The 26,094-nt window shown below is 70.2% G+C and carries 23 protein-coding genes; 15 read left to right on the forward strand and 8 right to left on the reverse strand.

The window, feature by feature from the left end:
• Window positions 1–391: response regulator (locus HUW62_RS29140; protein ID WP_176436265.1), on the reverse strand; the 391-nt coding region annotated here is incomplete at its 3' end.
• 170 nt (window positions 392–561) lie between these two features.
• On the opposite strand from HUW62_RS29140, the gene HUW62_RS29145 reads away from it, so the two are divergent.
• The 6 genes from HUW62_RS29145 to HUW62_RS29170 are packed head-to-tail and all read left to right on the forward strand — an operon-like array spanning window position 562 to window position 7,807.
• Window positions 562–1,044 carry a chemotaxis protein CheW gene (locus tag HUW62_RS29145; protein ID WP_163864621.1) on the forward strand — a complete coding sequence of 161 codons (483 nt, stop codon included), beginning with the start codon at window positions 562–564 and terminating at the stop codon, window positions 1,042–1,044.
• Window positions 1,041–1,427 carry a Frizzy aggregation protein FrzB gene (locus tag HUW62_RS29150; RefSeq protein WP_163864622.1) on the forward strand — a complete coding sequence of 129 codons (387 nt, stop codon included), beginning with the start codon at window positions 1,041–1,043 and terminating at the stop codon, window positions 1,425–1,427. Before HUW62_RS29145 ends, HUW62_RS29150 begins: the two co-directional genes overlap by 4 nt.
• 5 nt (window positions 1,428–1,432) lie before the next feature.
• Window positions 1,433–2,680, forward strand: a complete 1,248-nt coding sequence (locus HUW62_RS29155) for a methyl-accepting chemotaxis protein (protein ID WP_163864623.1) — start codon at window positions 1,433–1,435, stop codon at window positions 2,678–2,680.
• A 39-nt stretch (window positions 2,681–2,719) separates the two neighbouring features.
• Window positions 2,720–4,996 carry a hybrid sensor histidine kinase/response regulator gene (locus tag HUW62_RS29160; protein WP_163864624.1) on the forward strand — a complete coding sequence of 759 codons (2,277 nt, stop codon included), beginning with the start codon at window positions 2,720–2,722 and terminating at the stop codon, window positions 4,994–4,996.
• A gap of 34 nt (window positions 4,997–5,030) precedes the next feature.
• Entirely contained in the window at window positions 5,031–6,029 is a 999-nt protein-coding gene (locus HUW62_RS29165) for a chemotaxis protein CheB (protein ID WP_163864754.1), read from the forward strand.
• Entirely contained in the window at window positions 6,023–7,807 is a 1,785-nt protein-coding gene (locus HUW62_RS29170; protein ID WP_163864625.1) for a CheR family methyltransferase, read from the forward strand. Before HUW62_RS29165 ends, HUW62_RS29170 begins: the two co-directional genes overlap by 7 nt.
• A 12-nt stretch (window positions 7,808–7,819) precedes the next feature.
• On the opposite strand, the gene HUW62_RS29175 is transcribed toward HUW62_RS29170, so the two are convergent.
• Window positions 7,820–8,140, reverse strand: coding sequence for a polyhydroxyalkanoic acid system family protein (locus HUW62_RS29175; protein WP_163864626.1), 321 nt, complete (start codon window positions 8,138–8,140; stop codon window positions 7,820–7,822).
• Window positions 8,141–8,246: 106 nt separating this feature from the next.
• Complete coding sequence (locus tag HUW62_RS29180) at window positions 8,247–9,713, reverse strand: deoxyribodipyrimidine photo-lyase (protein WP_163864627.1); 1,467 nt, start codon at window positions 9,711–9,713, stop codon at window positions 8,247–8,249.
• 193 nt (window positions 9,714–9,906) lie between these two features.
• Here HUW62_RS29180 and HUW62_RS29185 point away from each other — a divergent pair, with 193 nt between their 5' ends.
• Window positions 9,907–11,142: a hypothetical protein gene (locus HUW62_RS29185; protein WP_240356264.1), complete on the forward strand. Its 1,236-nt coding sequence runs from the start codon at window positions 9,907–9,909 to the stop codon at window positions 11,140–11,142.
• A 67-nt stretch (window positions 11,143–11,209) separates the two neighbouring features.
• Window positions 11,210–12,355, forward strand: coding sequence for a DUF1015 family protein (locus HUW62_RS29190; protein WP_176436266.1), 1,146 nt, complete (start codon window positions 11,210–11,212; stop codon window positions 12,353–12,355).
• Window positions 12,356–12,489: 134 nt separating this feature from the next.
• Here HUW62_RS29190 and HUW62_RS29195 read toward each other — a convergent pair whose 3' ends face one another.
• From HUW62_RS29195 to HUW62_RS29210, 4 genes are all read right to left on the reverse strand, one after another.
• Complete coding sequence (locus tag HUW62_RS29195) at window positions 12,490–15,747, reverse strand: fused MFS/spermidine synthase (RefSeq protein WP_176436267.1); 3,258 nt, start codon at window positions 15,745–15,747, stop codon at window positions 12,490–12,492.
• A 186-nt stretch (window positions 15,748–15,933) separates the two neighbouring features.
• Window positions 15,934–17,109, reverse strand: coding sequence for a hypothetical protein (locus HUW62_RS29200; protein ID WP_176436268.1), 1,176 nt, complete (start codon window positions 17,107–17,109; stop codon window positions 15,934–15,936).
• A 1-nt stretch (window position 17,110) separates the two neighbouring features.
• A complete protein-coding gene (locus HUW62_RS29205) occupies window positions 17,111–17,947 on the reverse strand; it encodes a hypothetical protein (protein ID WP_163864631.1) in 837 nt (278 codons plus the stop codon).
• The gene (locus tag HUW62_RS29210) at window positions 17,944–18,891 is read right to left on the reverse strand and encodes an ABC transporter ATP-binding protein (RefSeq protein ID WP_240356265.1); all 948 of its coding nucleotides are present in this window, start codon (window positions 18,889–18,891) and stop codon (window positions 17,944–17,946) included. The genes HUW62_RS29205 and HUW62_RS29210 overlap by 4 nt, the downstream gene beginning before the upstream one ends.
• Before the next feature lie 243 nt (window positions 18,892–19,134).
• Between HUW62_RS29210 and HUW62_RS29215 the strand changes: the two genes are divergently transcribed.
• The 7 genes from HUW62_RS29215 to HUW62_RS29245 all read left to right on the forward strand — a co-directional run bounded on the left by HUW62_RS29215 (window position 19,135) and on the right by HUW62_RS29245 (window position 25,516).
• Window positions 19,135–19,347, forward strand: coding sequence for a hypothetical protein (locus tag HUW62_RS29215; RefSeq protein WP_240356266.1), 213 nt, complete (start codon window positions 19,135–19,137; stop codon window positions 19,345–19,347).
• Between the two features lie 64 nt (window positions 19,348–19,411).
• Window positions 19,412–20,380, forward strand: a complete 969-nt coding sequence (gene hemB / locus HUW62_RS29220) for a porphobilinogen synthase (RefSeq protein WP_240356267.1) — start codon at window positions 19,412–19,414, stop codon at window positions 20,378–20,380.
• Window positions 20,381–20,455: 75 nt separating this feature from the next.
• Entirely contained in the window at window positions 20,456–20,950 is a 495-nt protein-coding gene (locus tag HUW62_RS29225; protein WP_217911614.1) for a hypothetical protein, read from the forward strand.
• On the forward strand, window positions 20,947–21,585 hold the full coding sequence (locus tag HUW62_RS29230) for an RDD family protein (protein ID WP_176436269.1): 639 nt from the start codon (window positions 20,947–20,949) through the stop codon (window positions 21,583–21,585). The genes HUW62_RS29225 and HUW62_RS29230 overlap by 4 nt, the downstream gene beginning before the upstream one ends.
• A complete protein-coding gene (locus HUW62_RS29235) occupies window positions 21,570–23,810 on the forward strand; it encodes an ATP-grasp domain-containing protein (RefSeq protein ID WP_176436270.1) in 2,241 nt (746 codons plus the stop codon). The genes HUW62_RS29230 and HUW62_RS29235 overlap by 16 nt, the downstream gene beginning before the upstream one ends.
• Before the next feature lie 163 nt (window positions 23,811–23,973).
• Window positions 23,974–25,356: a P1 family peptidase gene (locus HUW62_RS29240; RefSeq protein ID WP_176436271.1), complete on the forward strand. Its 1,383-nt coding sequence runs from the start codon at window positions 23,974–23,976 to the stop codon at window positions 25,354–25,356.
• A gap of 43 nt (window positions 25,357–25,399) precedes the next feature.
• Window positions 25,400–25,516 carry an aminopeptidase gene (locus HUW62_RS29245; RefSeq protein WP_141649535.1) on the forward strand — a complete coding sequence of 39 codons (117 nt, stop codon included), beginning with the start codon at window positions 25,400–25,402 and terminating at the stop codon, window positions 25,514–25,516.
• Between the two features lie 28 nt (window positions 25,517–25,544).
• Here HUW62_RS29245 and HUW62_RS29250 read toward each other — a convergent pair whose 3' ends face one another.
• On the reverse strand, window positions 25,545–26,018 hold the full coding sequence (locus HUW62_RS29250; protein ID WP_163864635.1) for a hypothetical protein: 474 nt from the start codon (window positions 26,016–26,018) through the stop codon (window positions 25,545–25,547).
• Window positions 26,019–26,094: the final 76 nt, after the last annotated feature.

Below are 26,094 nucleotides of genomic sequence, written 5' to 3' on the forward strand. Positions count from 1 at the left end.
GGGGGACGGCGGAGGGGACACCCAGGGCGGGAGCCCCGATGAGTCCCATCACTCCACTCAGCACGCCCTCCAGGCCACCACTCTTGAGGATGTAGCCGTCCGCGCCGGACGCCTTCGTCTTGCCGGCCAGCTCCGCTTCCGAGATGTCGGAGTAGAGGACCAGCTTCGCGGTGACTTTCTTCTGAACCCGCAGATATTCGACGACATCGTCGCCGAACATCTCCGGCATGTTCACGTCCATGAGGATGAGCGCGAACGGCCCCTCGGTGAGCTTCCGCTCGAGGCTGGCCAGGTCCTGGGCCCCGCTCGCCTGGTAGCCAGCGGCGGTGAGGGCCCGAACGGTGAGCTCCACCAGCATCGGGCTGTCATCAATGACCAGTACGCGCGACATCGTCCTCCTCAAAGGATTCAGGGTGCAACCCTACACCTTTGGTTCAGCGCGGACCATCGAAACGGCGAGCGGCCGGCCTCCATGCGACCTCCTCTTGACCGGTTTTCGTCCCCTCCGGATACTCCGCCGTCTTGACCACGACCTCGACTCCCCTGCAGCGAGCACTCCGGATGGCTCCGGACCGTGCCGTGGCCGCACAGGCCCGGCCGGAGCAGGAGTTCTTCTGCTTCCGGGTGGGAGACCTGCGCTTCGGGGTGCCCAGCGAGAACGTCCTCGAGGTGTTCCGCGCCGGGCTTCTCACCCCCCTGCCAAGGACTCCTTCCTTCATCATGGGCGTCACCGGCCATCGCGGTGAGGTCCTCCCCGTCGTCGACCTCTTGCGCTTCCTCTCCAAGGGAGAGGCGCGCATCGGTCCCCGCACGCGCCTGTTCATCGGCGTCACGGGCAGCATCGTCGCCGGCGTCGTCGCCGACACGGTGCTGGGCCTGCGCCGCATCCCCGTCTCCGAAATCCTGCCACCACCGCTCGGGGGAGACTCCGCCGCGGAGCATCTGCTGGGCGTGGTGCAGGGCAGCACCGCCCAGGACGGCATCAACCTCCTCAACTTCCACAAGCTGCTGCAGACGGCCCGGCAGCGGGCGGTGGCTCGATGAACGACGAGTCGCTCGTGGAGGAAAAGGTCGAGGAGGTGGACATCCTCTTCTTCGAGATTGGCACCAAGACCTTCGGCACGGACGCGTCGTCGGTGCTGCGCATCGACCGCTCGTTGCCGGAGGACATCACCCTGCCGGAGCTGGGGCTTCTGCACCGAGGCCACCGCGCGATCGTCTTCGACACCCCGGAAGGAGAAGGCCACCTGAAGGTGGACACCGTCCGGGGCGTGCGCCCCATCCCCGTGACGCAGCTTCGCCGCATGCCCCCCACCGCGGGCGCGGCCTCTTATGCCGTCGGTGTGTGCCTGGAAGAGGCCCGCACCGTTTTGCTGATTGACCTGGTGGAGACCGCCAGGCCCCAAGATTCTCAAGGAAGGCACTGACCGCAATGTCCCTGGACACCCCCAACGAGAAGCCCGCGTCCAAGGCCCGCTCCGCGCGCAAGGCCCCCGCCAACAAGGCGAGTGCCGCCGCGCCGCCGGCGCCCCTCAAGGCCTTCACCGACACGCTGTTGACGGTGCTGGCCGGCAACCTCCAGGCCCGCGTCCCCAAGGAGCTGGTCGGCGCCGGCGGCGAGGAGATGGCCCACCTGCTCAACCAGGTGCTGGACAACTTCGCCAGCTCCGAGCACCGCAAGCACGTGGCGGCGCAGGAGATCGATCAGGCACTCGACGCGCTCATCAGCCTGGTGCGCGAAGGCGACCTGTCCCGGTGGAACACCACCACCGAGGACCCCCAGCTCGGGCCCCTGCTGGAGGGCTTCGGCAAGGTCATCGAGACGCTGCGTACGTTCGTGCGGGAGATCAACGAGGCGGCGCTGCGGCTGTCCTCGTCCGCCAACCAGGTGCTGGCGGCGTCCACCCAGCACGAGACGTCCTCCACGGAGCAGGCGGCGGCCATCCACGAGACGACCGCCACCATGGAGGAGTTGAAGCATGCCTCCGCGCAGATCGCCGAGAACGCCGGCAGCGTGGCGCGCGTGGCGGAAGAGACGCTCGGCGCGGCGCGCGCGGGCCGTGGCGCCATTGGCGAGTTCATCCAGGCCATGCAGCAGATCCGCAGCGACGGCGTCGCCGTGGCGGACTCCATCGCGAAGCTGTCCAAGCGCGTGGAGCGCATCGGCACCGTCGTCGAGGTCATCGATGAGATCGCCGACCGCTCCGACCTGCTCGCGCTGAACGCGGCGCTGGAAGGCAGCCGCGCGGGTGAGGCGGGCAAGGGCTTCTCCATCGTCGCGGCGGAGATGCGCCGGCTGGCGGAGAACGTCCTGGACTCCACCAAGGAGATCAAGAACCTCATCACGGAGATTCGCGAGGCCACCGCGGCCGCCGCGGGTGCCGCCGAGGCGTCGAAGACGGCCACCGAGTCCGGTGAGAAGCTGGGCGCCGTCGCGGCCCAGGCCGTGGAAGGCATCCTCGCCGGCGTGCAGGAGACGAGCGACGCGGCCCGCGTCATCAACCTCGCCACCCAGCAGCAGCGCACGGCCACCGAGCAGGTGGTGGCGTCCATGGCGGAGATTGAAGATGTGACGCGTCAGACGACCCAGGCGTCGAAGCAGGCGACGGGGGCGGCGGCGGAGCTCACCCAGCTGGCCGCACGGCTGGCGGAGCTCATCAAGCGCTTCAAGGCCGACTAGCTCTTTTGGGAAGGGGAGGGTGCGCAGCGCTCACCGCCCATGGATACCGAGGCACTCAAGAAATCCCTCCTGAAGAAGTTCCAGGAGGTCACCGCCGACCGCCTCCAGAAGATCCAACTGGGTGTGTTGGACCTGGAGAAGGAGACCGCGGATCAGGCCGCGGACGACGTCGCGCGCGAGCTGCACACGATGAAGGGAGAGGCCCGCATGTTGGGCCTCGCCGCCATCGGTCAGCTCGCTCACGCGGCGGAGGACGTCCTGCGCGCCGAGCGAGAGGGACGCACGGCCACGGAGATCGCCACGGACGTCATGCTCCGTGCCTGCGACGTCCTGTCCGACCTCATCGAGGACCTGTCCGGTGCGAACATCGGCACGTCCGCGAGCGAGGACATCGTGCGCGCGATGGCGGAGGTGTCCGGCCAGGCCGCGCCCGTCATTCATGGCGCGAAGCCCAAGCCGCCTCCTCCGGTGGCGGCGCCCGTCGTCTCAGCGCCACCCCCCGTGGCCGCCGCCCCCGTGGCGGCTCCCCGGCCGGCGCCCGTGGAAGCTCCGGCCGCGGCGCATCCTCCAGTCCGAGGTGGGGAGGAGGAGGCTCCGAGCGCGGCGAAGTCGGCCATCGCCGACCGCACGATTCGCGTGAATGTGGAGGTGCTGGACTCGCTGGGCCTGCTCGCGGGTGACCTGCTGGTGGAGAGCGCCCGGGGTCGGCTGCGCAGCTCGGAGACGGAGGCGCTGTTCGAGCGCTTCAGCCGCCTGGGAGACCGCTTCCTGCGGCTGGCCGAGCAGGTGGAGATTCCCAACGAAGTGCGCATGGTGTTGGACCGCGTGGAGAGCGATCTCCACATGCTGCGCGACGATGCGTTCCGCTTCGTGCGGCGCAACGACGACGGCATCAACATCCTGCACGGCAACCTGTCGAAGATGGCGGACCACGTGGCGGAGGCCCGCCTGGTGCCACTGTCCACGGTGTTCGACGCCTTCCCGCGCGCGGTGCGGGACATGGCGCGCACGCAGAACAAGGAAGTGGACCTGCTCATCGAGAACGCCGACATCGGCGTGGACCGGTCCATGCTGGCAGACGTGCGCGACGCGCTGGTGCACCTCCTGCGCAACGCGGTGGACCACGGCCTGGAGTCGCCTGACACGCGTCAGCAGCTCGGCAAGCCGCTCACGGGCCGGGTCCGCATCCGCGTCCGCGTGGATGGCGACATGCTCCACATCGAGGTGGAGGACGACGGGCGCGGCATCGACCCGGAGCGCCTGCGCCAGGTGGCCGTCAACAAGCGCCTCATCAACGCGGTTCAGGCCGCCGCCCTGTCCGAGCGCGAGGCCATCGAGCTCATCTTCCGTCCCGGCTTCTCCACCCGCGAGCAGGTCAGCGAGCTGTCCGGCCGCGGCGTCGGCATGGACGTGGTGAAGCGCAAGGTGGAGACGCTCGGCGGTTCGGTGGGCGTCAACAGCCGCATCGGCCGTGGCACCACCATCACCCTGCGGCTGCCTCAGTCGCTCGCGTTGATGAAGGTGCTGCTGGTGCGCCTGGGCGATGATGTCTACGGCATGCCCGCCGCCGACGTCGAGGCGGTGATGCGCGTCAAGCCGGATGACCGGCTGGAGATCTTCGGCACCCTCGCCGTGCGGCACCGGGGCAAGCCCACCGCGCTCGTGGCGCTGGGGCCGCTGCTCGGCCTCAACGGTGGCAACCGCTTCGACCGCCCGCCGGCCGTCGTCGTCCGTCACGGCGAGGACCACGCGGCCCTCGTGGTGGACGGCTTCGTGGACGAGCGCGAAGTCGCCGTGAAGCCCTGCGGCGGCGAGTTCCTCAAGGGCGCGCCCTTCATCGCCGGCACCGCCGCGCTGGAGGACGGCCGCATCGCCGTGCTGCTGCACGTCCCCGACATCATGACGGAGGTGCGTCGCATGGCGCGGCCCGTCACCCAGGCGCCGGCGGCCAAGCGGCTCCGGGTGCTGCTCGTGGACGACTCTCCCATTGCCCGTGCGACGGAGGGCGCGCTCGTCAAGGCGCTGGGCCACATGGTGGAGGAGGCCCAGGACGGCGAGGAGGCCTACGTCAAGGTGCAGAACAACACCTACGACCTCATCCTCACCGACGTGCAGATGCCGAAGATGGACGGCTTCTCGCTCGCGCGGCGGCTGAAGTCGACGCCCGCGGTGGCGCGCATCCCCGTCATCATCCTGTCGTCGCTCGCCTCTCCCGAAGACAAGCGGCGCGGCCTGGACGCGGGCGCGGATGCCTATCTCGTCAAGGGAGAGCTGGGCGTGGAAGTGCTCGCCCAGGCAATCGACAGGCTGACCTGAGGAGCCACGTTTGGGCGGCACGGCTGCGGCGGGGATGGCGTTCAGGGTGCTCATGGTGGGCAAGGGGCTGCGCGCGCTCGCGGCCCGGGGCCTGTTCGACGGCGAGTCGCTCGTCCCGGTGGGGCCCGCCGAAGTCGACTTCCCCGGCGCGCTCGTCGCCGTGCAGCGCCACTTCCCGGACGTGGTGCTGGTGGACCTGACGGGAATCGAATCCCTGGAGGCCATCGACGACGTCATGGTGGGCCGGCCCGTGCCGGTGCTGGCGCTGCACCCCGGCGCCCTGTCCGGGCAGGACGCGTTCCAGGCCATGGCCCTGGGCGCCCTGGACGTCGTGGAGCGCCCGGCCATCCCCGGCGCCGACTTCTGGGCCCACATCGCTCGCAAGCTGGTGCTGCTGGCCCAGGTGAAGGCCGTGCGCCAGACGCGCTCCGTCACCCGGGCCCCCAAGGAGGAGCTCCCGCCGCCGCCCTTTCCCCTGGTGGCCATCGCCGCGTCCCTGGGCGGTCCGAAGGCCGTTGCACAGGTACTGCGGAAGATTCCACGAGACTTTCCCGCGCCCATCGCCTACTGCCAGCACATCAGCGAGGGATTCACGGAGGGCCTCGCACACTGGCTGACGATGGAGACGGCGCTGGGAGTGACGGAGGCGGAGCACGGCATGGTGATGGTGCCCGGGACGGTCTACATCGCACCGTCGGGCAGTCATCTGTTGGTGCGACCCGAGGGCAGGCTGGAGCTGGACTCGGGACCGGCTCTCCGGGGATTCCGGCCTTCGTGTGACATGCTGCTCACTTCGGCGGCGGAGGCCTTCGGCGCGAGCTGCGTTGGGGTCATCCTGACGGGGATGGGGCGGGACGGTGCGCGGGGGATGAAGGAGATCCGGGAGCGGGGAGGGCGGACCATCGCTCAGGATGAAGGGACGTCCGCGGTATGGGGCATGCCTCGCGAGGCGGTGCTGCTCGGGGCGGCGCAGGAAGTGCTGCCGTTGGAGCGCATTGGCCCCACGTTGGTGCAGTGGGTGGAAGCGTGCTGAATGTGAGCAACAAAGTGCTTCAGCAGCTCGCGGCGCTCCTCCTGGAGCGCGCGGGGCTGAAGATCACCCCGGATGGGTTCCACAGCTTGCGGCTGGCCTTGTCCACCCGCATGCCCGCGCTGGGCGTGGAGGAGCCGGAGCGCTACCTCCAGCGACTGGCGGGGCCCGGCGGTGAGGAGGAGCTGCGATCCCTCTTGCCGCTGGTGACGGTGGGTCACACGGAGTTCTTCCGCGACGGCAAGCAGTTCCGCGCCCTGGAGAAGAGCGTGCTGCCGGACCTGCTGGCGCGCGCGCGGCGGGAGATGCGCCGCGTGTCCGTCTGGTCCGCTGGCTGCGCCACGGGCGAGGAGCCCTACAGCGTGGCCATGGTGCTGGCGGAGCTGGGCGCGCTGTCCTCCGAGGTGGACCTGTGGGCCACGGACCTGAACCTGGCCGCGGTGGAGGCCGCCCGGCAGGGGCGCTTCTCCCTGCGCCGGAGCATCAGCATCCATCCGGAGCGGCTGGCCCGGTTCTTCCGTCCCGTCGAGGATGGCTTCGAGGCGCTGCCCGCGCTGCGTGAGTACATCCGCTTCGACGGGCAGAACCTGGCCGTGCCCGTCTTCGACAAGGTGGCCCTGAACTCGCTGGACCTCATCCTCTGTCGCAACGTCATCATCTACTTCGACCTGCCCACCATCCGCGGGTTGATGGACCGCTTCCTCAGCGCGCTGCGGCCCGGCGGACTGCTCTTCCTCGGGTACTCGGAGAGCCTCTTCAAGGTCTATGACCGCTTCGAGATGATCGAAGTGGACGGCGCCTTCGTGTATCGGCGCCCGCCGAGCGACAAGGGCTACCGTCCGCCGCCCCTGCGCATCCATCCGTACCCCGGCACCGCCGAGCAGGCCCAGCGCGCGCCGGAGCCGGAGCCGTTCTCTCCCGCCGTGTACGCGCGGCCCCCCATCGAAGGGGCCTTTGGCGCCCGTCCTCGCGGAGCCTCGTCGGACGCGTCCTCCGTCCGGGGGCCCGGTTCGCTCACCGGCTCCTTCCCCGCCGTGGGGCCGCTGCCCGCCGCCTCGCCCGTGCCGAGCGCCAATGCGTCGTCCTCGACGACGACGCGGGTCAATGACCTGGGCCGCCCGCGTGTCACCGTGGAGCTGCCCGCGGTGGGCAGCCCTGATGCCTCGCGCATGCGGCCCACCGTGGAGATTCCGGCGGTGTCCGCGCCCGCGCGCACCGTCACCGGAGAGCTGGCGGTACCCTCCGCGTGGCCCAAGCTGCTGCCGCCCGCGGAGCGGCTGGCCATGGCCGTGCGGAAGATGACGCAGGGGGATTTCCCCGGCGCCATCTCCGGCGTGCAGCGCCTGCTGGTGGATGAGCCGAGTGACTTGGACGCGCTGTTGACGCTGGGCAACCTCTTCTCGCTCACCGGGCGCATCCCCGAGGCGCGCGAGGCCTTCGCCCAGGCCATCCAGCGCGAGCCGCTGTGCGTGGAGGCCCGCATCTTTGGGGGCGTGGCGGCCCTGCAGGCCGGAGAGCTGAAGGAGGCGCGCTCCGAGCTGGGCAAGGCGCTGTTCCTGGAACCCACGCTGGCCATCGGCCACTACCTGCTGGCGCAGGTGCAGGAGCGCAGTCACGACTCGGAGGCCGCGCGTCGCAGCTACCGCAACGCGATTGCCCAGCTGCGCTTCCCGCAGCGCACGCTGGCGGGGCACTACCCGGAGATGCCGGACTCGGCGGAGGCCATCTCCCGCGCGGCGCGCTACGCCCTCGCCGCGCTGGAAGAACAGCCTCCGCACTGAAGGCCGGCGCCCTCAGTCCAGGGTGCTCTTCACCTGGTCCAGCGACTTGCTCGGGTCCAGGACGGACCCGAACTTCTTCTGGAGGTAGGACTTGGCCTGGCCGCGCAGCAGCATGCCGGGGTCCGTGCCCTCGCCCTCGACGGCCTTGTCGGTGATTTTGAAGGACGCGTCCAACTGGATGCCCATCACCTTGCCGACAATCTTGGCGCCCTCGCCCTGCCAGTCCGCCTTCACTCCGTACTTTCCTCCCCAGTACTGAAGAAGCTGCTCCACGCGCTTCTTCACCTCGTCCTTCGGAAGGGAGTGGGGAATATCGAACTTCATCATGCCCATGGCGCACGGCTCCTGGCGTCGGTGTCCCACCTTTGCGTTTAGTGGCGGTGGGACGAGAAGGGAACCGCCGTGTCACTTTTGGACGCGCGGATGTCAACAGCCTTGCTCACGGTGGGGACACACGCCGGGAGCGCTTGAGTTTCACCGGCGGGTCTCCGGGGCGCCCCCAGTGCTCCATGTACGGCGCCAGGTCGTACTTCTCCGCGGTGCGCGGCGAGCTCATGGGCCGCACCTTCCCCAGCACCTTGCGCTCCTGGAAGGGCCTGTCATGCAGCCCGAGGACCCACATGAAGTTGGCCACGCTCGCGGGGTCTCTGCCGTCCACCGCGTACTTGTCGTTGAGGTGGGCGATGCGCTGCAGGCCCTCGTCCGGGGTGCGGCTCCACTCCAGGATTTTCTTGCCCCACAGCATGCGCAGGTAGTTGTGGATGCGGCCCCGCTCCACCAGCTCGCGCTGGGCCGCGTTCCACAGGCCGTCCCCGGTGCGCGCGTGCTCCAGTTGCTCCAGCGAGTACAGGTGCTCGCGCGCGTCCTTCTGGTGCGTGGACAGCGTCTCGCGCGCCCAGCCGGGCAGCGAGTCCACGGAGAGCTGCTTCGCCTCCGGGGTGTGGAAGCAGAAGTTGAAGCCCAGCTCGCGCCGCACCAGCAGCTCCTCCAGGAAGCCGCGCACGTTCGCGTCATCGGTGCCGCGCGCGCGGATGGCGGCGCGGGCCGCCTCGCCCGGGAAGAGGTTGCCCCAGTGGAAGAAGGGAGACAGGCCCGACTGGTGCGAGCGGCCCGGGTCATTGCGCCCGTCGTCGTAGCCCTCCAGCTTCTCGTGCAGGAAGGCGTCGAGCGCCTTGAGTCCCGCCTTGCGTCCACCGCGCTCCGCCAGCGGCGTCACCGCGTGGTCAATGTGGAAGCTCGCCAGGGACTGACGGGCCTCGCGCGCGTCGGCCACGGCGAAGTCCGGCGTCAGCTTGTGCCCGGCCGCCGCGGCCTTGACGGGGCGCGAGCGCAGGATGCGGCCGAGGTACTCCGGCCACAGCTTCTGCAGCTTCGGGCGCAGGGTGTACGCGCCGGCCTGGAGGGTGGGGATGCGCTGCATGGGCACCACGCAGGACGCATCCACCGCGAACAGCGGCACGTGGAGCGCCTTGGCCGCGCCGCGCAGGTGCCCGGGGATGATGTACGTGGGGAAGAAGTCCGCCACCACGGCGGCGGCGCGCTTGCCCAGCTCCGCCAGACGCGGGTGGTGCTCACGCGTGTGACGTGGCAGCTCCACCCAGTACGGCAGCCCGCGCGACGCGAAGGCGGACGTCATGTCCGCCATGCCCTCCATCGCCCACGCGTGGAGCCGGTCCGAGGCATGGGGATAGTCCGGCCGCAGCGCGTGATACACGACGACGGGCAGGTTCAGGTGGTTGCCCAGGGCGATGGCCGTGTCGAGCGCGTGGTTCTCCTCGGCTCGATGGTTCACCATGCACCAATACAGGACGAAGTCGCGACCCGGGGCGGGGAGGGGGACGTCCTTGATGACCACGATGCGCGCGGAGTCGACGTCGAGCTCGGACCACGAAAACCCGTTGGGCATGATGCGCACCGATGCCTGAGCGCGTTCCGCGTCGCGAAAGAATTGAAGCCCGCGCGCAAGGAGTGCCGTGCGCGTGACGCTTCACCCGGCCTCGAGCGCTTCCGTCGTGGCGAGTGGGCCCGGTGGCATGCAAAAACCACCACGTCGGCGCGGGTTGTGGTCTTGTGGCGGACGGACCCAAGGAGTTGCTTGCGTGTCACCTCTGAGAAACTGGATCTGCCTCCCCGCCGTCCTCGCGCTGGTGCTCGCTTCTCCCGAGGCCGCGCGCGCCCAGACGGGATCCTCGTACCCGTACACGGAGCCGTCCCAGGCGCGGCCCTCGTACCCCTCGCAGGAGGCCGCGCCCTCGCAGCCGGCGTCGCCCTCGTACCAGGAGCAGCAGCAGCCCGGGGACTCCGAGAGACAGCCTGGCTACGAACAGCCCGGCTCCGCGCAGCAACAGCAGCAGGCCGCGCCGCCCGTCGAAGGTGCTGTTCCCTCCCGGGACGCGCCGCTGGCCCAGGAGCCGGACGCGTCGCGCACCTCGCCCCTGGCGCCGGTGACGCAGGACGGCCTGCGTCCCACCCTGTCTCCAGCGTCGACGCCCGTGCAGCCCGACTACGTGGACAGTGGCGCCGTGCTGGACGGCCGCCAGCGTCTGGGGCCCTTCCTGTCCGGGCCGGGCAGCTTCAAGTTCATCGCCCACCACACCACGCTCGGCGCGTTGGGTGGCTTCTTCACCCAGGCGTTCGCCAATGACTTCAGCTTCGACCAGAGCTCGCGCGAGGCGATGCTGGCCGGCACGCTGATTGGCGCGGGCCTGGGCTTCGGTGCCTCGGCGTGGTGGCAATTCAACAATTGGGTGGACCGGCCGATGTCGACCTTCGGCATGGGCAACTCCGTGGTGGGCGGCATGTTCATGGCCGGCTTCATGGACCTCTTCACCCAGGACGCGGGCGTGCTGACCTGGTCCGCGTTCCTCGGGGCGGAGCTGGGCGCGTGGCTCACCGCGGGGCTCGGAGGCGGACAGCTTCCGCTGAACGACGGCCTGCTGATGGCCTCCGGCGCGGGCTGGGGCGCGGCCTATGCGTCGCTGCTCCTGGCCGTCATCCACTTCTCCGGCACGGACATCTCCTCGAAGACGTGGCGGGACGCGCTGCTCCTGGCGCCCGGCATCGGCGCGGGTGCGCTGGCGCTGGCCACCATGCGGTATGACCCGACGCCCTCGCAGATTCTCCGGGCGGACTTCTTCGGCGCGGGCGTGGGCGCGGCGGTGCTGCTCATCTCCGGCCTGGTGCTGGGCGGGTTCGACCAGTCCACTCCCTACGTGCTGTCCTTCCTCGGCTCGGCGGGCGCCATCACCACGGTGAGCCTGCTGTGGGAGGAGAGCGTGGACCGCTCGTCCCTGAAGCATGCGAAGGACCGGCCGTACCGCAACGTCTGGTGGTAGACGGGCCCCCAGGCGGCCGAGCGGGCCGCGTGGCAACGCGGGGTGGCCGACACCACCTTCCGTCGACATGGCGCGCGTCCATCCCTTCACGGCCCTGCTGACCCCGCTGGCCCGGACCCTCGAGCCCAGCGGCTACGTGCCGCTCAGCAACGCGGTGCCCCAGCCTTCCCACGTCCGGCCCCTCCTGGAGGCCGCCAACCCGTCCGCGGAGCTGCGCCGGCAGCGCGACTCCGGCGTCCTGCTGAGGGATGCACGGCCCGCGCTGTACCTGGTGGAGGTCCACAGCCAGGCGGGCAAGCTGGGCGGTCCCCCGGTGCGCTACCTCCTGTGCGCGCTGCGGCAGGACGCGGGCACTCCGCTGGAGCATGACCCGTACCGTCCCCGCTCCTGGGAGGCCGAGCCCGCCGTCACCCTCACCGCGGATGACCATGGCGTGTTCCGGGGCCTGCTCGCCGAGGCGGCAGAGCGCTCCAGCCTGGTGTGGGAGGGCGACTACGACGGCCGCACGATTGCCCTGCGGCGGATAGAGCCGTCCCCCGTGTCCAAGCGCATCCAGGCCGTGCTGGACGAGGCGCCCATGCGCCCGCTCACCGCGCTGGCCGAGGGTGGGCCGACGCTGGCCGCCGTGGTGCCCCTGTCGGACCCCGGCCTGGAGCTGCTGCCCATCCACCGCGCGCTCAAGGGCGTGACGACCTTCAAGGAAGAGACGTTCCTCACGCTGGTGACGGCGTATGCGCGCGTGTACGAGCTGGATGAGCCGCTCGACACTCCTCGGGGACTCGTGGCCGCGCGCGAGCGCCTGGCAACGCTGATTTCGGGCCACCACGCCGTGCTGCTGGTGCTGCCCGGGGGACGGGGGCGCATCCTCCGGTTCCGTCAGGGGTTGGACCTGGCCCACCTGAAGGGCGCGCCGCGCAACCCGACGCTGCGCAGCCTGGACCTGGCGCTGCTCAACGCGCTGGTGCTGAGGACGGTGCTGGGCATCCAGGACCCCGAGGCGGCGGGGCATCCCCACGTCTTCCCGGTGCAGGGGCTGGAGTCGCTGGTGAAGGGCGTGGAGGCGGGGACGTTCCAGGCGGGCTTCGCGCTCAATCCGCCGCCCGTCTGGGAGGTCCGCGCGGTGATGGAGGCGCAGGCCACGTTGCCCTCGCGGACGCTGCGGGTGGACCCGCTGCCTCCCGCCGGCCTCCTGTTCCTCGACACCGACGCGTAGCCGCGCGTGAGGGTGCTGACGCCAGGCTCGTCGGAGGCGCTTCGGGGCTCGCGACTCGAGCTCCAGGCGGGCCCCGGCGAGACGCTCGGGAGGACCTCCCTGGACGTGCGGGCGGCGCGGAGTGCCTCAGGACTTCACGGCGCGGACTCGCCCGCCTGTGGCGGAGCGGGCGTCGTGGACGGCGCGGGCTCGGAGGGAGGCGTCTCCGCCCCCGGAATCTGGACTGTCTGCAGCATGAACACCGTGGGGGCCTGGGCGAGCAGCCGCTCCAGGTCCGCCGCGGCCACGGCCGCCAGCGGGTGCCCGTGGTGCTCGTAGCAGCGGCGGCGGTCATCCAGTTGCCGGCTGTCCCAGACCGACAGCGGCTCGACGGGTGCGAGCACCTCCACGCACAGCCCCATCCAGTCCACCACCTGGGCCATTTCGATACGGGTCTCCTCGCGCGCCACCGTCAGGGACTCCGCCGCGAAGGGCTTGGCGAGCACGTCGATGAGCCGCTTGCCCAGCTTCTTGTCGGCGCGGGCGATGTGGATGAGCTCGGGGAGGACGGAGGAGGTGACTTCTCGCGCCGGCCACGGGTCCTCTCGCAGGGCGATGAACGCGCGCTCGAACAGGGTGGTGGCCTCTTCCAGCCGCTTCTGGCGCAGGCGCAGCATGCCCTCCAGCATGTCCGCCTCCACGGGCAGCGTCGCGCGCAGGGGCACGGTGTATTTCAAGGCCTCGTCCTCACCCGCGTTCGCGAACACCCGGGCCAACGCCACCATCTCGCGAGGGCCCTTGGGCTCGAAGCGCTCGTGCAGCCAGCGCGCGCGGGCGGCGGGCGCCTGGTTCCGGTTGTACGCGTCGATGAAGGGGGCGTACTTCTTCACGGCGGGGCTTGCGGCCTCCGCGCGAGAGAGGGGCGTGCTGTTCCAGAGGCGGTGCTGCGCCACGCGGTCCCAGTCCACCTCGCCCGTGACTTGCGGCCGGCCCGTGCCCAGGTTGTGCGTCGTCGTCCAGAGGGAGCTCATGGAGAAGCCCGCGTCGCGGCCCAGGCTGCGCGCGAAGGCGAACTCCATGAAGGACACGTCGTCCGTGTTGATGAGGGACTGGCTCTCCTCCGCCACGCGCGTGGTGAAGGCCGGCGTGGCCACGAAGCGCGCGAGCACGCCTTCGACCTCGTCCGTGCGCCAGGTGGCGCGCAGCGCGGTGCGATAGGGCTCCTCGGCGATGCGGGCGCGCATCTTCGCGACGTCGTGGACCATCGGCTTGCGCGTCGCCACCAGCAGCAGGTCGCCGGAGTGCACCTGCCAGGTCTCCACGGCCTCGAACTCCGAGGACAGCGTCGCGTAGGCGCTCTGCACCGTGAGCGAGTCCACCTCATAGGCCTGCAGCCACTGCACGAAGATGCCGCCCTCGGCGAGGCGCTCCTTCACGGCCTGGTAGAAGTCCCGGGTGAAGAGGCTGGAGATGCCCGCGCGGTACGGGTTGGAGGGCTCCGAGAAGATGATGTCGTAGCGCTGCCGGGTGGTGAGCAGCACCTCGCGCGCGTCGCCGATGAAGTGGTGGACCTTCGGGTTGTCCATCACGTTCGCGTTGACCGCGTGGCAGCGCCGAGCGACCTCGAGGATGGCGGGTTCGATCTCCACCGCGTCCACCCGCTCCATGTGGGGGATGGCGCCCAGCCATCCCGCCGTGCTGCCCGTGCCCAGGCCGATGACGAGCGAGTTCTTCGCATCCGCGTGCAGCAGGGCGCCGAGCAGGCCGCCCATCACCTGGGTGGGCGCGTCGCCGATGGTGTTGCCGTCCGTCTTGCCGTTGACGACGAAGGAGAGGCCGTTGCTCGAGCTGAGCGCGACGCTGCTCTCCACGCCGTCCTCCTCCCAGACGATGCCGCGCGCCTTGGCGCGCATCCACGCGTCGATGTGATTGATGGTCGGGTTGTTCAGGCCCGCGCGGCCCGCGCCGACGCTGCCATGCCGCCACGCCGCCGAGGGGCCCTGCGCGGACAGCATCACCAGTGCGAGCGCGGCCACGGAGACGGGCAGCCACATGGCCACCCGGAGTCGCTCGACATGGAAGGAGAGCGCGACGGAGGCGAGGCCCAGCACCGCGAGGATTCCCGCGACGAGCTGCCACGTCACCGGCGCCGTCAGCAGGGGAATCACGCCGAAGCCGCCCGCCAGCGAGCCCACGATGGAGCCCACCGTGTTCCAGGCGTAGACCTGGCCCACCTGCTTGCCGACGTCGTGGCTGCCCTGGCCCACGAGCGCCAGGAGCAGCGGGAACTGGATGCCGGAGATGAACGCGGCGGGCAGGATGACCACCGCGGCCACCAGCGCCCAGCCCATCATCATCCCCGCGAAGCCGATGCCGCCCAGCGGGCGCAGCAGCGCGGCGACGATGGCCAGGCGATCTCCCAGCGCGAAGGGCAGGGCGATGAACAGCGCCTCCGCCGCGCAGGTGAGGGCGAACCCGCCCAGTGTCGCGGGGCGGTGACGGAAGACGATGGAGTAGGCCGCGCCGCCCAGGCCGATGCCCAGGAGCGCCATGGCGAGGATGAGGCCGAAGGTGAACGTCGTCCCGCCGAGAATCGGGCCGAGCATCCGGTACCAGACCAGCTCCATCAGCAGGAACGCGAAGCCCACCAGCATCGCGGCGACGAGCGCGAACTTGGGCGAGTGGCGCGCTGCGGAGAGGGGGACTGGGAGCTGCGCGGCGGGGCTGGCGGCCACGGGAGTCGCGCCCTCGGCGGGCGGGGTCTCCGGCTTGGGCTGCGTCGCGCCCTCGGGCTCCATCGCCCGGCTCACGCTGCGGGCGGTGATGGCGACGGCGGCGTTGAGGAGACAGGCGATCCACAGGGTGGTGCGGTTGCCGTAGACCTCCAGCAGGAAGAAGGTGGAGAGCGTGGCGCCCGTGACGGCGCCGAGCGTGTTCACCCCGTAGAGCACGGCGAGGTGGCGGCGGGCCGGGTCGTCATCTGACTGCACCGCGCGCGCGGCGGCCGGGAGGGTGCCGCCCATCAGCACCGTGGGCACCGACAGCACGAGCACGGAGAGGATCATCCGGGCCACCGTGCCACCCGCGATGCCGAGGACGGGGGTGCCACCGACGCCGATGTACACGGCGCGCGCCAATTCGACGAGGAAGGGGCTCAGGGCCGCGGTGGCGGCGATGAGCAGCTCGAGGTTGGCGTAGAAGTTCAGGGGGCGCGGCTGACGGTCCGCGCGGGCGCCAAGGAGGACACCGCCCAGGCCCAGGCCCGCCATGAAGATGGCCAGGACGGCCGCCGACGCCGCCGTGCTGGCGCCGAAGATGAGGCGAAACTCCCGCAGCCACACCGTTTGGTAGACAAGGGCGCACAGCCCCGAGCCGAACAGCAGCGGGGCCACCCTCGACACACGCGAAATCATCAAGCCGTTCTCTCGTCGGACTGGGCTGCCTCGATAGGTGGGGCAGGCCGGGCGCGGCGAAGTCTCGCAGAGATCGCCGCGCCTTGGCCACAGCGAGAGCCCCCTCGTTCGCTCGGGGATCATCCGCGCGCGGTGGCTCCGGGGCTCCGAGGAGGAAGGGGGGGCTCGCCGTGAACCGGCGCCCGTCTACCGCACGGGCACCGGGACCTGCTCGACCCCCGTCTCCTGGGGCTCTTTCCCGGAGGAGAGGGCCTTCTCGGCGTTCTGGCGATCCTCGCGGCAGATGGCCAGGCGCTCCCGGATGACTTCCAGGGGAACGGCCATCTCCAGCGTGAAGGAGTCACCGTCGGGCTTCACCTTGGCGAAGTCGAGCAACTGGGCCAGGTCCTTGTCCTCGCCGGCCTGGGCCTTGATTCGTGCCAGTGACAACGCCGCGCCCAGGGACTTGCCCAGGTCCGTCACGTCGTTGGCACTGGGGCCGCGCACCTCCGCCACCAGGGCCACGTCCGAGCTGGCGTCCAGGTGCAGCTCCACGTTCTTCGCCACGTCGCGCAGCCGCTGGGCCAGCGCGGCCTGCTCCGGGGGGATCAACCGGGCGATCATCTCCACCGAGAGCACGCCGTACATCTCGCCATACGTGCTGCTCTCGGAGATGGCCGGTGGCTCGTCCGGCCCGCGTCCCTCCACGCGGTCGATGGCGGCCTTCACCTCGTCCGGCGACTTGCCCACCACGAGCAGCTGGTTGTTCCACGTCGCTATCGCCGAGCTGTCCCGCCGCTTCACGGTGGTGCCATCCGGGCGCGTGACGCTGTTCTCACCCGCTTCGTACACCCGCGCGCCCTCGCCGTAGTCCGCGGACACGCGCTCGCCCAGCAGCTCCTTGAACCGCGCGTTCTCGAAGTTGCCCGACAGCATCATCCCTTCGTCCGTGATGACCAGCCGGTCCAGGTCCTGGAGGGGGTCCACGCCGCTCTTCTCGCGGAACTCCGCCAACTGCTTGCCTCCGTCCCGCATCAGGCAGTCCATCAGCAGCCCGCCGATGGGCGAGTGTCTCAGCGCGTTCGCCTCGATGATGACCGCCGTCTTGCCCTCTCCGCGAGGCAGCGCGGCGAGGAGCGGATCTCTCGGACGCGGGCGCTCGGCCACCGTGCCGGAGTCCGCCGCCCCGAGCATCGGGAGCACCTGCGTCCTGCGACGCTCCGCGCGCTCTCGGTCCGCCGAGCGCATCCGTCGCGGGAAGTCCACCTCGAGAGGAGGAGGCGCGGGCTCCTCGCCCTGGCCCGCGAACATCAGCACGGCCGCCGCGACGAACAGCAGCGCCGCCATCACCAACCACACCCGCCGCTTCTGGCGCTTCTCCATGTCAGTAATCCTTTCCCTCGAACCGCCAGAACCCCACCACGAGCGCCGCCATCCCGAAGACGAACACCCCCACGAGCAGCGTCCCCAGCGAGCGCACCTCCAGGGGCAGGGACGCGGCCATGTCTCCCGCGGCCTCCGCGAGCGCGGACAGGCGCGGCAGCACCAGCGTCACCGCCTGGAACAGGCTCCGGCTCACGCCCTCCTCGAAGGCCTTCGCGATGTCCTGCCGGTGCCCGGCGATGATGCCGCCCACGAGCACCGCGAAGCCCGCCGCCGCGCACAGCGCCGCGCTGCGCACCAGCGTCGCCATGGTCAGCATCACCGCGTACACCGCGGCGAACCCCACGCACGCCATCAGCCCCGCCACCAGCGGCCCCACCGTCCAGTACCCCGTCTTCACGCCGAAGATGAGCACCAGCCCCGTGGTGCCATACAGCGTCCCACCCAGGGCCAGCGTCATCACCCCGAGGAACGTCCCCGCCAGCAGGTGCCAGCGCTGAATCGGCAGCGCGAGCAGGTGCTCGATTCGCCCTGGCGACATCAACGACGGCGCGAAGTCCGAGCACGCGACGATGCCGAACAGGATGCCGCCGTAGAACACGATGAACGCCGCCGCCCGGTACACGGGCCGCAGTGCCACGTCGACGGACTGGATGGTCGCGCGGACCTCCTGGCCGAACAGGCGCGAGGCCGCGAGCGCGCCGTCGATGACGTCGATGCGCATCCCCAACGCCACCACCGCCAGCACCAGGGTGAGGCCGATCATGAAGGCCATGATGAACTTGCGCGACGCCGCTTCCCGCAACACGTACCCCGCGATACCGAGCACCGGACTCATGCCGCCACCTCCGCCGCTCGCATCGCCTGCGCGCTCACCGTCCCCAGCAACACCGCCTCCAGGTCCATCCCGTCGCGCCGCAGCTCCACGAGCAAAGCCCCCGCCGCCCGCGCCCTGTCCAACGCCGCGTTGAGCGCCGTCGCGTCCGGCGCCTCGACATGGAACGCGCCGTCCGCCCGGGCTGGCACGAAGCCCGCGCTCCCCAGCGCCTCCACGCTCGCCCCCGGCGCGAAGCGCGCCACCCACCGCGACTCGCCGCGCACCAGGTCCTCCATCCTGCCCTCGCGCACCACCCGCCCGTCCGCGAGGATGGCCACCCGGTCACACACCCGCTCCGTCTCCGCCAGCAGGTGCGAGTTCAGGAAGAGCGTGGTGCCTCGTTGGACTTCCTCCTGGAGGATGCGCCGGACCTCCATGCGCCCCATCGGGTCGATTCCGTCCGTGGGCTCGTCCAACACCAACAGGTCCGGCTTCCCGATGAGCGCCGCGGCCAGGCCCAGTCGCTGCCGCATTCCCTTGGAGTACCCACCAATCTTCCGGCCCACGGCGTCCGCGAGGCCCACGCGCTCCAGCAGGCTCAAGTGTCCGGCGGCGTCTGGCGGCAGGCCCTTGAGCCGGCCCACCGTGGCGAGGAACGCGGTGGGAGTCCACGAGCCCGGCAGGTGCAGGCGCTCGGGCAGGTAGCCGATGCGCGCGCGGATGCGGGCGTCTTCGGGCGAGCCCCCCAGCACTCGCACGGTGCCCTCCGTCGGCTGGACGATGCCGAGGATGCTCTTGATGAAGGTGGTTTTGCCGGCGCCGTTGGGGCCGATGAGCCCGAAGGCGCTTCCTCGAGGAACCGACAGGTCCATGCCCCGGAGGGCGATGTTCCCCGTCTTCCGGAAGGCGCGGTTGTACGTCTTGCGCAGGTTCGTCACTTCGATGGCGGGTGTGCTGGCTGTCACGGTCGTGACTGTAGACGAGCGGGGTGGACAGCGATTGCTTCCGCGCGGACAGTCGAAAGGGGCAGCCGAGCGGTCGCGCGTCCCAGTCAGTCCGCGACAGCGTTTTCGCGGCCCTGGGAAATGGGTTTCGCACGCCTGCTGTGCCTGCCGCGCCGCGACACCTCGTCGTTTCGCCCCTTTGCGGTGGAGCCGCGTGTGGTCCGTTGCGTGCAGTCCCCCGCCGCACACCCCAAGGCAGGAGGAATGATGACGTACGGAGATCGCGTGGAGCAGCAGCGTGAAGAAGCCCGTCGGGAGCTGGCGGCCGCCGAGCAGGGCCTTGCCGCGGGGACCGAGGCGGCGCGGGTGCGCTACGCGAGGGCGCTGCACGAGGCGGACATCGCGGAGGTGCGGGCCCAGCGCCACGCCCGGGAGCGGCTGCGCCATCAGCACAGCTGGCGGCTGGCCGCGGGGTGAGCGGCCGGGCAGCCACACGGAAACGATGAAGGCCGGGCGTCGTCGGTTTATACCGGCGTCCACCATGGCCCATCCCGTCCATCGCCCCCGCCGCCTGCGCCGTTCGCCCGTCCTGCGTGAGATGGTCCGCGAGACGCGCCTGGACCCGGGGGACTTCATCTATCCCCTCTTCGTCGTGGAAGGCCGGGACGTGCGCCGTCCCATCGCCTCCATGCCGGGCATCTTCAACCTGTCGTTGGAGCACGCCGTCACGGAAGCCCGCCTGGCCAGGTCGCTGGGCGTGCCCTCCGTCATCCTCTTCGGCATCCCCGACCACAAGGACGCCCAGGGCACCCAGGCCTACGCGCGCGACGGAATCGTCCAGCGCGCCATCCGTGAAATCAAGGCCGCCGAGCCCGACCTCCAGGTCATCGCCGACGTGTGCCTGTGCGAGTTCACCGACCACGGCCACTGCGGCGTGCTCGAGGACGGCCACGTCGTCAACGACGCCACGCTGCCCCTGCTCGCGCAGATGGCCGTCACCTGCGCCCAGGCCGGCGCGGACATCATCGCGCCCTCGGACATGATGGACGGAAGGGTGGGCGCCATCCGCCGCGCGCTGGACGAGGTGCGCCTGACGGACATCCCCATCCTCTCCTACGCGGCCAAGTACGCCTCCGGCTACTACGGCCCCTTCCGCGAGGCCGCCCAGAGCGCCCCCAAGTCCGGCGACCGCAAGGGCTACCAGATGGACCCGGGCAACGTGCGCGAGGCCCTGCGCGAAGTCGCCCTGGACGTGGAGGAGGGCGCCGACATGCTCATGGTGAAGCCCGCCCTGGCCTACCTGGACGTCATCCGGGCCGTGAAGGAGCGCTTCGACCTTCCGCTGGCCGCCTACAACGTCTCCGGCGAGTACGCGATGCTCAAGGCCGCCGGGCAGAACGGCTGGATTGACTACGAGCGCGTCATGCTGGAGACGCTCACCGGCATCAAACGTGCCGGCGCGGACCTCATCATCACCTACCACGCGCTGGAAGCCGCGAAGCTCTTGTAGGCAACACCCGCCAGCCCCGCTTGCGGGTTGCCGCTTGATCCGCCGCGAGTGTTGCGCCCAAATAGCCCGCGCACGATGCCCACCAAGAAGCGTCCCAGACGCAAGTCGGAGAAGCCCCCGCCCCAACGCCGGCGCGGCAAGGCTCAGCGCCCCGGCACCGGGCGCTCCCCCGTGGTTCGTACCTCCGTATCCTTGCAGTACAAAGTGGTGGAGCTGTCCACGGTGGACGAGGGAGCGCTGGAGCGCACCCTGAATGAGTGGACGGCGAAGGGCTGGAACCTGGACGGCGTGCAGTTCGCGATGCGCGAGTCCTCCAAGCGGCCCGCCATGGCGTTCCTCTTCTTCACGCGTGAGGGTGTGGCCGTCGAGCCGGACGTGGACGCGGCGCGCTCGAAGCTCTTGCGCCTGTCCGAGTCGGGACCGACGGCGGCGGGGAATGACTGGGCGCCCGGCTCGGGTTCCCAGGCACCGTTCCATCCGTTGAGCGCGCATGAGCGGCTGGCGCGGCTGGCGGGACTGGACGAGCCGGAACCCCACGAGGAGGGTCTCACCTTGGAGCCGGAGGAGTGAGCGCGCAACGCGAGCGGCTCTTCATGACCTCCAGCCGGGGTGGGCGCGCGTTGAGGCTGGTGGTGGAGGACTCGGCCCCGGGTTCGCCGTACCCGAAGGCGTCGCTGTGGCTGCGGCTGGGCGCGCGCGTGGTGGACGTGGGCGTGGCGTGGGGCCTGTTCGTGGTGTGTGGCGCCGCGGGCGCCGTCGTCGCGCTGCTGTTCCTGCTGCTCGCCGACGGGATGATTCAGGGCCAGAGCGTGGGCAAGCGCATCTTCGGCGTGAAGGTGATGCATCTGCCCACGCGCTCGGCGGCGCGTCACCGCGACAGCACGCTTCGCAACGCGCCGCTCGCGCTCATCGTCCTGTTGGGAATGATGCCGGCGCCGCTGGGCGCGGTGGCGGCGGTGGCGGGGCTCCTCGTCATTGGAGGCATCGAGGCGTGGCGCGTGGTGAGGGATCCGCTCGGCTGGCGGCTCGGTGACACCTGGGCGCAGACGCAAGTGGTGGATGGGAAGGTTGTGGCGGGCGCAACCGTTGCAGCCCGCGACCCCGTGGCGCATCAGCGTGCACCGGGAAGACTCATGTCCGCGGCGAAGATGCGCCGCGGTCGCTCGCTGAAGAAGAGAAGGGGGCTCCCGTGCGCATCGCGCTGACCCACAACCTGCGGCTGTCTGATTCGGAAGAAGAAGCGGAGTTCGATACCCAGGAGACGGTCAACGCGCTGGCCGCGGCGATTGAGCGGCTGGGGCATCGGCTGGAGCGCTTCGAGGTGAGCGGGCCCGCGTCGCGCACCGTGGCGCGGCTGGAGGCGTACAGCCCCGACCTCATCTTCAACACCGCGGAAGGCCGCCGGGGCCGCTTCCGCGAGGCGTTCTATCCCGCGCTCTTCGACGAACTGGGCTTCCCGTACACGGGCTCGGACGCGTACGCGCTGGCGGTGACGTTGGACAAGCAGCTCACCAAGCTCGTCCTCGCCAAGCAGGGCATCCGCACTCCGGGCTGGCAGTACGTGGAGAAGCTCAGCGAGCTGACGGCGGAGAACCTGCGCTTCCCCGTCATCGTGAAGCCCAACTTCGAAGGGTCCTCCAAGGGCATCACCCAGGACTCCATCGCGGAGACGCTGGACGAGGTGCGCGCCAAGGTGGGCATCGCGCTGGAGAAGTACCCCGCGGGCGTGCTGGTGGAGGAGTACATCTCCGGCCGCGACCTGACGGTGCCCTTCCTGGCGGCGGTGGACAACGACTACGACGGCGTCCTCACGCCGGTGGAGTACGTGGTGGACCCGGCCGTGACGGCGGGCCGCCGGTACGCCATCTACGACTACGAGCTGAAGACGAAGAAGGAGAGCGCCGTCAGCGTGCGCGCTCCGGCCCAGATTCCGCTGCGCACCGCGGAGGACGTCCGGAAGATGGCGCAGAAGATCTACCAGGCGCTCGACTGCAGGGATTTGGGCCGCATCGACTTCCGGCTCAGCGACGCGGGCGTGCCGTACTTCCTGGAGATCAACGCGCTGCCCAGCCTGGAGCCGGGCGCGGGCATCTACGCGTCGGCGGAGCTGGATGGCCTGCACCTGGACGGGGTCATCAACTCCATCATCCAGAGCGCGGCCAAGCGGTACAAAATCAAGGACTCCGCGCGGCGGCAGGGCAAGCCCGCTCGCAAGACGGGGCCCCTGCGCGTGGGCTTCACCTACAACGTCAAGCGCGTGAAGCCCATGGCCAACGCGGAGGCGGTGGAGGACAGCGAGGCGGAGTACGACTCGCCCAACACGCTGCAGGCCATCCGCGAGGCGATTGCGTCCTGGGGCCACGAGGTCATCGACCTGGAGGCCACCGCGGAGCTGCCCACGGTGCTGTCCAGCACGCCGCTCGACATCGTCTTCAACATCGCCGAGGGCTTCAAGGGCCGCAACCGCGAGAGCCAGGTGCCCGCGATGCTGGAGCTCCTGGACATCCCATACACGGGAAGCGACCCCGCCACGCTCTCCATTGCGTTGGACAAGGCGCTGGCGAAGAAGATCGTCCGCCAGGCCGGCATCCTCACGCCCAACTTCCAGCTCATGGCCACGGGCAAGGAGCGGCTCAACAAGGAGTTCACCACCTTCCCGCTCATCGTGAAGCCGGTGGCGGAGGGCAGCTCCAAGGGCGTCGTCACCAAGAGCGTCTGCCACAGCGAGGCGGAGCTGCGCGAAGTGGTGCGCGAAATCGCCGGCAAGTACCAGCAGCCCGCGCTCATCGAGGAGTACATCGGCGGGCGTGAGTTCACCGTGGGCCTGCTCGGCGAGCGCCGTCCGCGCGTGCTGCCGCCCATGGAAATCGTCTTCCTGGACAAGGGCGAGAAGAACCCCGTCTACAGCTTCCAGCACAAGCTCGATTGGACGGACCGCATCCGCTACGACGCGCCCGCCAAGCTGGAGCCCGCGCTGCTGGAGAAGCTGCGCACGGCGGCCCGAAGCTCGTTCATGGCGCTGGGGTGCCGCGACGTCGCGCGCATCGACTTCCGCATGGACGACAAGGGGCGCATCTACTTCATCGAGTGCAACCCGCTGCCGGGCCTCACGCCAGGCTGGAGCGACCTGGTGCTCATCGCCCAGGGCGCGGGCATGGACTACCGCGCGCTCATCGGCGAAATCATGGCCCCCGCCATCCGCCGCTACAAGGAGCGCGAGGCGCGCCGCGCCGCCACCGAGCACGCCTCCACCGTGTCGCACCACCACCATAAGGGCCCCTCGCTCGACGAGGCCGGCGCGCTCGTCCCGGCGACGGTCACGCCCGCTCCCACCACCGTCGCCGCGCCCGGCAGCGGCGGAAACGGCAATGGTGGCAACGGCTCGTCGGGGCACGGCGACGCGCCCCCGCGCATCGAAGCCAAGGCCTGACGACGATGGCTCCCGGGCCCAGGCGGCGCGGAGCCTCTCGCCTTCACACGCGGCCCGCTCCCGTTCTCACTTGGGAGCGAGGCCGCGTTCTCATTCGCGCGCCTGAAGATATTACGCGTTCGGAGTGGTTGACGGTGGGTGATGGTCCGCTAGTGTGCCCGGCATGGTGCACATCCCCGAGTACAAGGGACCGCGGGTTCGCGCTCGCGAGCTGGGTCTTCCCCTGGGCCGCTTCAAGCCCGGGAAATACAACGCCATCACCGACGTGGAGGGCGTGCTCGTAGGCCACTGCACGCTCATCAAGGGCGAGGGCCCGTTGAGACCGGGCCACGGCCCGGTGCGCACGGGCGTGACGGCCATCATGCCCAACATGGGCAACATCTTCATGGAGCGGATGACGGGCGGAGGCTTCGTGCTCAACGGCGCGGGCGAGGTCTCCGGCATGACGCAGCTCATGGAGTGGGGCCTCATCGAGACGCCGATTCTCCTCACCAACACCATGGCGGTGGGCGCGGTGTCGGACGGCGTGGCGCGCCACCTGGTGGAGCGCTACCCGGGCATCGGCGACGAGCACGACGTCATCATCCCCGTCGTCGGCGAGTGCGACGACTCCTGGCTCAACGACATCTCCGGCCGGCACGTGCGCGAGGAGCACGTCTTCGAGGCCATCCGCAACGCCGCCTCCGGCCCGGTGGCCGAGGGCAACGTGGGCGGCGGCACCGGCATGGTGACGTGCGACTTCAAGGGCGGCATCGGCACGTCCTCCCGCAAGCTGCCGGAAGTGCTCGGCGGCTACACGCTGGGCGTGCTGGTGATGTCCAACTTCGGGAAGATGCACAACCTGCGCGTGGGCGGCCTGCCCGTGGGCGAAGTGCTGGCGGAGAAGTTCAAGGGCGCGCCCACCCGGGGCAAGACGTACGGCTCCATCATCGCGGTGGTGGCCACGGACGCGCCGCTGCTCAGCCATCAAATCAATCGCCTGTGCAAGCGGGTGGGGCTGGGCATCGGCCGGGTGGGGAGCTACGCGGCGCACGGCTCGGGCGAGATTGTCGTCGGCTTCTCCACCGCGAACATCATCCCGCGGCGCACGCAGAAGATGGTCTACAAGCTCAAGCTCCTCTTGGATCAGCGGTTGGATCCGCTCTACGAGGCGGTGATGGAGGCCACCGAGGAGGCCATCCTCAACGCCATCTGCATGGCCACCTCCATGACGGGGGCCAACGGGAACCACTGCCCGGCGCTCCCCCTGGACGAGGTCCGCCGCTTCGTGGACGCCTGCAAGCCCATCTTCGCCTCGGTGAAGAAGCGGCCCCAGCAGAGCAGCGCCCCCGCCTCCCGGGAGAGGCCCACCGACGAGGACCGGGAGGGGGAGGTGACGGTGTCCACCGCCAGACCCACCCAGGTCCGGGGGGCGGAGGGGATTCCCTTCCCGACGCGGCCCGCCCCGGACGACGTCGAATCCAGGGGGGAGCCTGGGGCCGAGCAGGCCCCTTCAGGGCCTTCGGAGGGTTCCTCTTCCGGCAGCCCCTCGGGTTCTGATAGTTAAGCGCCTCTTTTCACGCCTCCATACCGGAGCACAGGAGTCAACGATGGCCCGCAGCAAGAGCAAGCACCGCCGCGTGCAGATGAAGATCAAGCAGGCCTGGAAGAAGCGGGCCAAGAAGAACAAGGCCGAGGCGAAGGCCGCCGAGAGCAAGAAGAAGTAGTCCCGTCCTCCGTTGGCGGCCCGTGGCGCTATTCCCGGGTCGCCGAAAACGGAGTGATGAGGCTGCACCGCTGGGGCGCCGTTCCGCTCGGGCGAGAGAAGTTGCCGGTATACGTCCCATCGAGTCGCGCCGTGCCGCCGTCCCCCTCGAAGGACGTGTAGCGACCGGCGAGGCTCAGGGTGTCCATCCTCCCGCCATCCATGGCTCCGCCCAGTGAGCCGGCGAGGGTGAACGAGCCCTCCGCGGACACGTTCCCCAGCAGTCCGACGCCCTCCAGATTGCCGATGAGGCGGTCTCCGGAGCGGGTGATGTCGAGCGGCCTGCCCCGGGGCAGCTCCACGCCCAGCAGGATGCAGTCGGCCGGGACGCCGCCGTCGCCAAAGTTCATCCGGTAGCGACCTTCCAGGGGCGGACAGTCGGTGCAGGGCGAGGCGCCATCTCCACAACCCGGGGCGCCCAATCCCAGGGCGAGGGCCAGCGCCGCGACGCCAGTCAGGGTCAAACGTCCAGTATTCAGGGAGGGTGTTTTCATGTGGGGGATGTCGGACTTCCCGTCGGGAAGCGCGATTCCTAGGTTG

Origin of the sequence: Myxococcus sp. AM011 (assembly GCF_013372595.1) — a bacterium.
Taxonomy (GTDB): Bacteria; Myxococcota; Myxococcia; order Myxococcales; family Myxococcaceae; genus Myxococcus; species Myxococcus eversor.

Bases quoted from the DNA above. Each gene is read 5' to 3' on its own strand.
- HUW62_RS29145 (WP_163864621.1), top strand. From the start codon at position 562: ATGGCTCCGGACCGTGCCGTGGCCGCACAGGCCCGGCCGGAGCAGGAG.
- HUW62_RS29150 (WP_163864622.1), top strand. From the start codon at position 1,041: ATGAACGACGAGTCGCTCGTGGAGGAAAAGGTCGAGGAGGTGGACATC.
- HUW62_RS29155 (WP_163864623.1), top strand. From the start codon at position 1,433: ATGTCCCTGGACACCCCCAACGAGAAGCCCGCGTCCAAGGCCCGCTCC.
- HUW62_RS29160 (WP_163864624.1), top strand. From the start codon at position 2,720: ATGGATACCGAGGCACTCAAGAAATCCCTCCTGAAGAAGTTCCAGGAG.
- HUW62_RS29165 (WP_163864754.1), top strand. From the start codon at position 5,031: ATGGCGTTCAGGGTGCTCATGGTGGGCAAGGGGCTGCGCGCGCTCGCG.
- HUW62_RS29175 (WP_163864626.1), bottom strand. From the start codon at position 8,140: ATGGGCATGATGAAGTTCGATATTCCCCACTCCCTTCCGAAGGACGAG.
- HUW62_RS29180 (WP_163864627.1), bottom strand. From the start codon at position 9,713: ATGCCCAACGGGTTTTCGTGGTCCGAGCTCGACGTCGACTCCGCGCGC.
- HUW62_RS29190 (WP_176436266.1), top strand. From the start codon at position 11,210: ATGGCGCGCGTCCATCCCTTCACGGCCCTGCTGACCCCGCTGGCCCGG.
- HUW62_RS29195 (WP_176436267.1), bottom strand. From the start codon at position 15,747: ATGATTTCGCGTGTGTCGAGGGTGGCCCCGCTGCTGTTCGGCTCGGGG.
- HUW62_RS29200 (WP_176436268.1), bottom strand. From the start codon at position 17,109: ATGGAGAAGCGCCAGAAGCGGCGGGTGTGGTTGGTGATGGCGGCGCTG.
- HUW62_RS29205 (WP_163864631.1), bottom strand. From the start codon at position 17,947: ATGAGTCCGGTGCTCGGTATCGCGGGGTACGTGTTGCGGGAAGCGGCG.
- HUW62_RS29215 (WP_240356266.1), top strand. From the start codon at position 19,135: ATGATGACGTACGGAGATCGCGTGGAGCAGCAGCGTGAAGAAGCCCGT.
- hemB (WP_240356267.1), top strand. From the start codon at position 19,412: ATGGCCCATCCCGTCCATCGCCCCCGCCGCCTGCGCCGTTCGCCCGTC.
- HUW62_RS29225 (WP_217911614.1), top strand. From the start codon at position 20,456: ATGCCCACCAAGAAGCGTCCCAGACGCAAGTCGGAGAAGCCCCCGCCC.
- HUW62_RS29240 (WP_176436271.1), top strand. From the start codon at position 23,974: ATGGTGCACATCCCCGAGTACAAGGGACCGCGGGTTCGCGCTCGCGAG.
- HUW62_RS29245 (WP_141649535.1), top strand. From the start codon at position 25,400: ATGGCCCGCAGCAAGAGCAAGCACCGCCGCGTGCAGATGAAGATCAAG.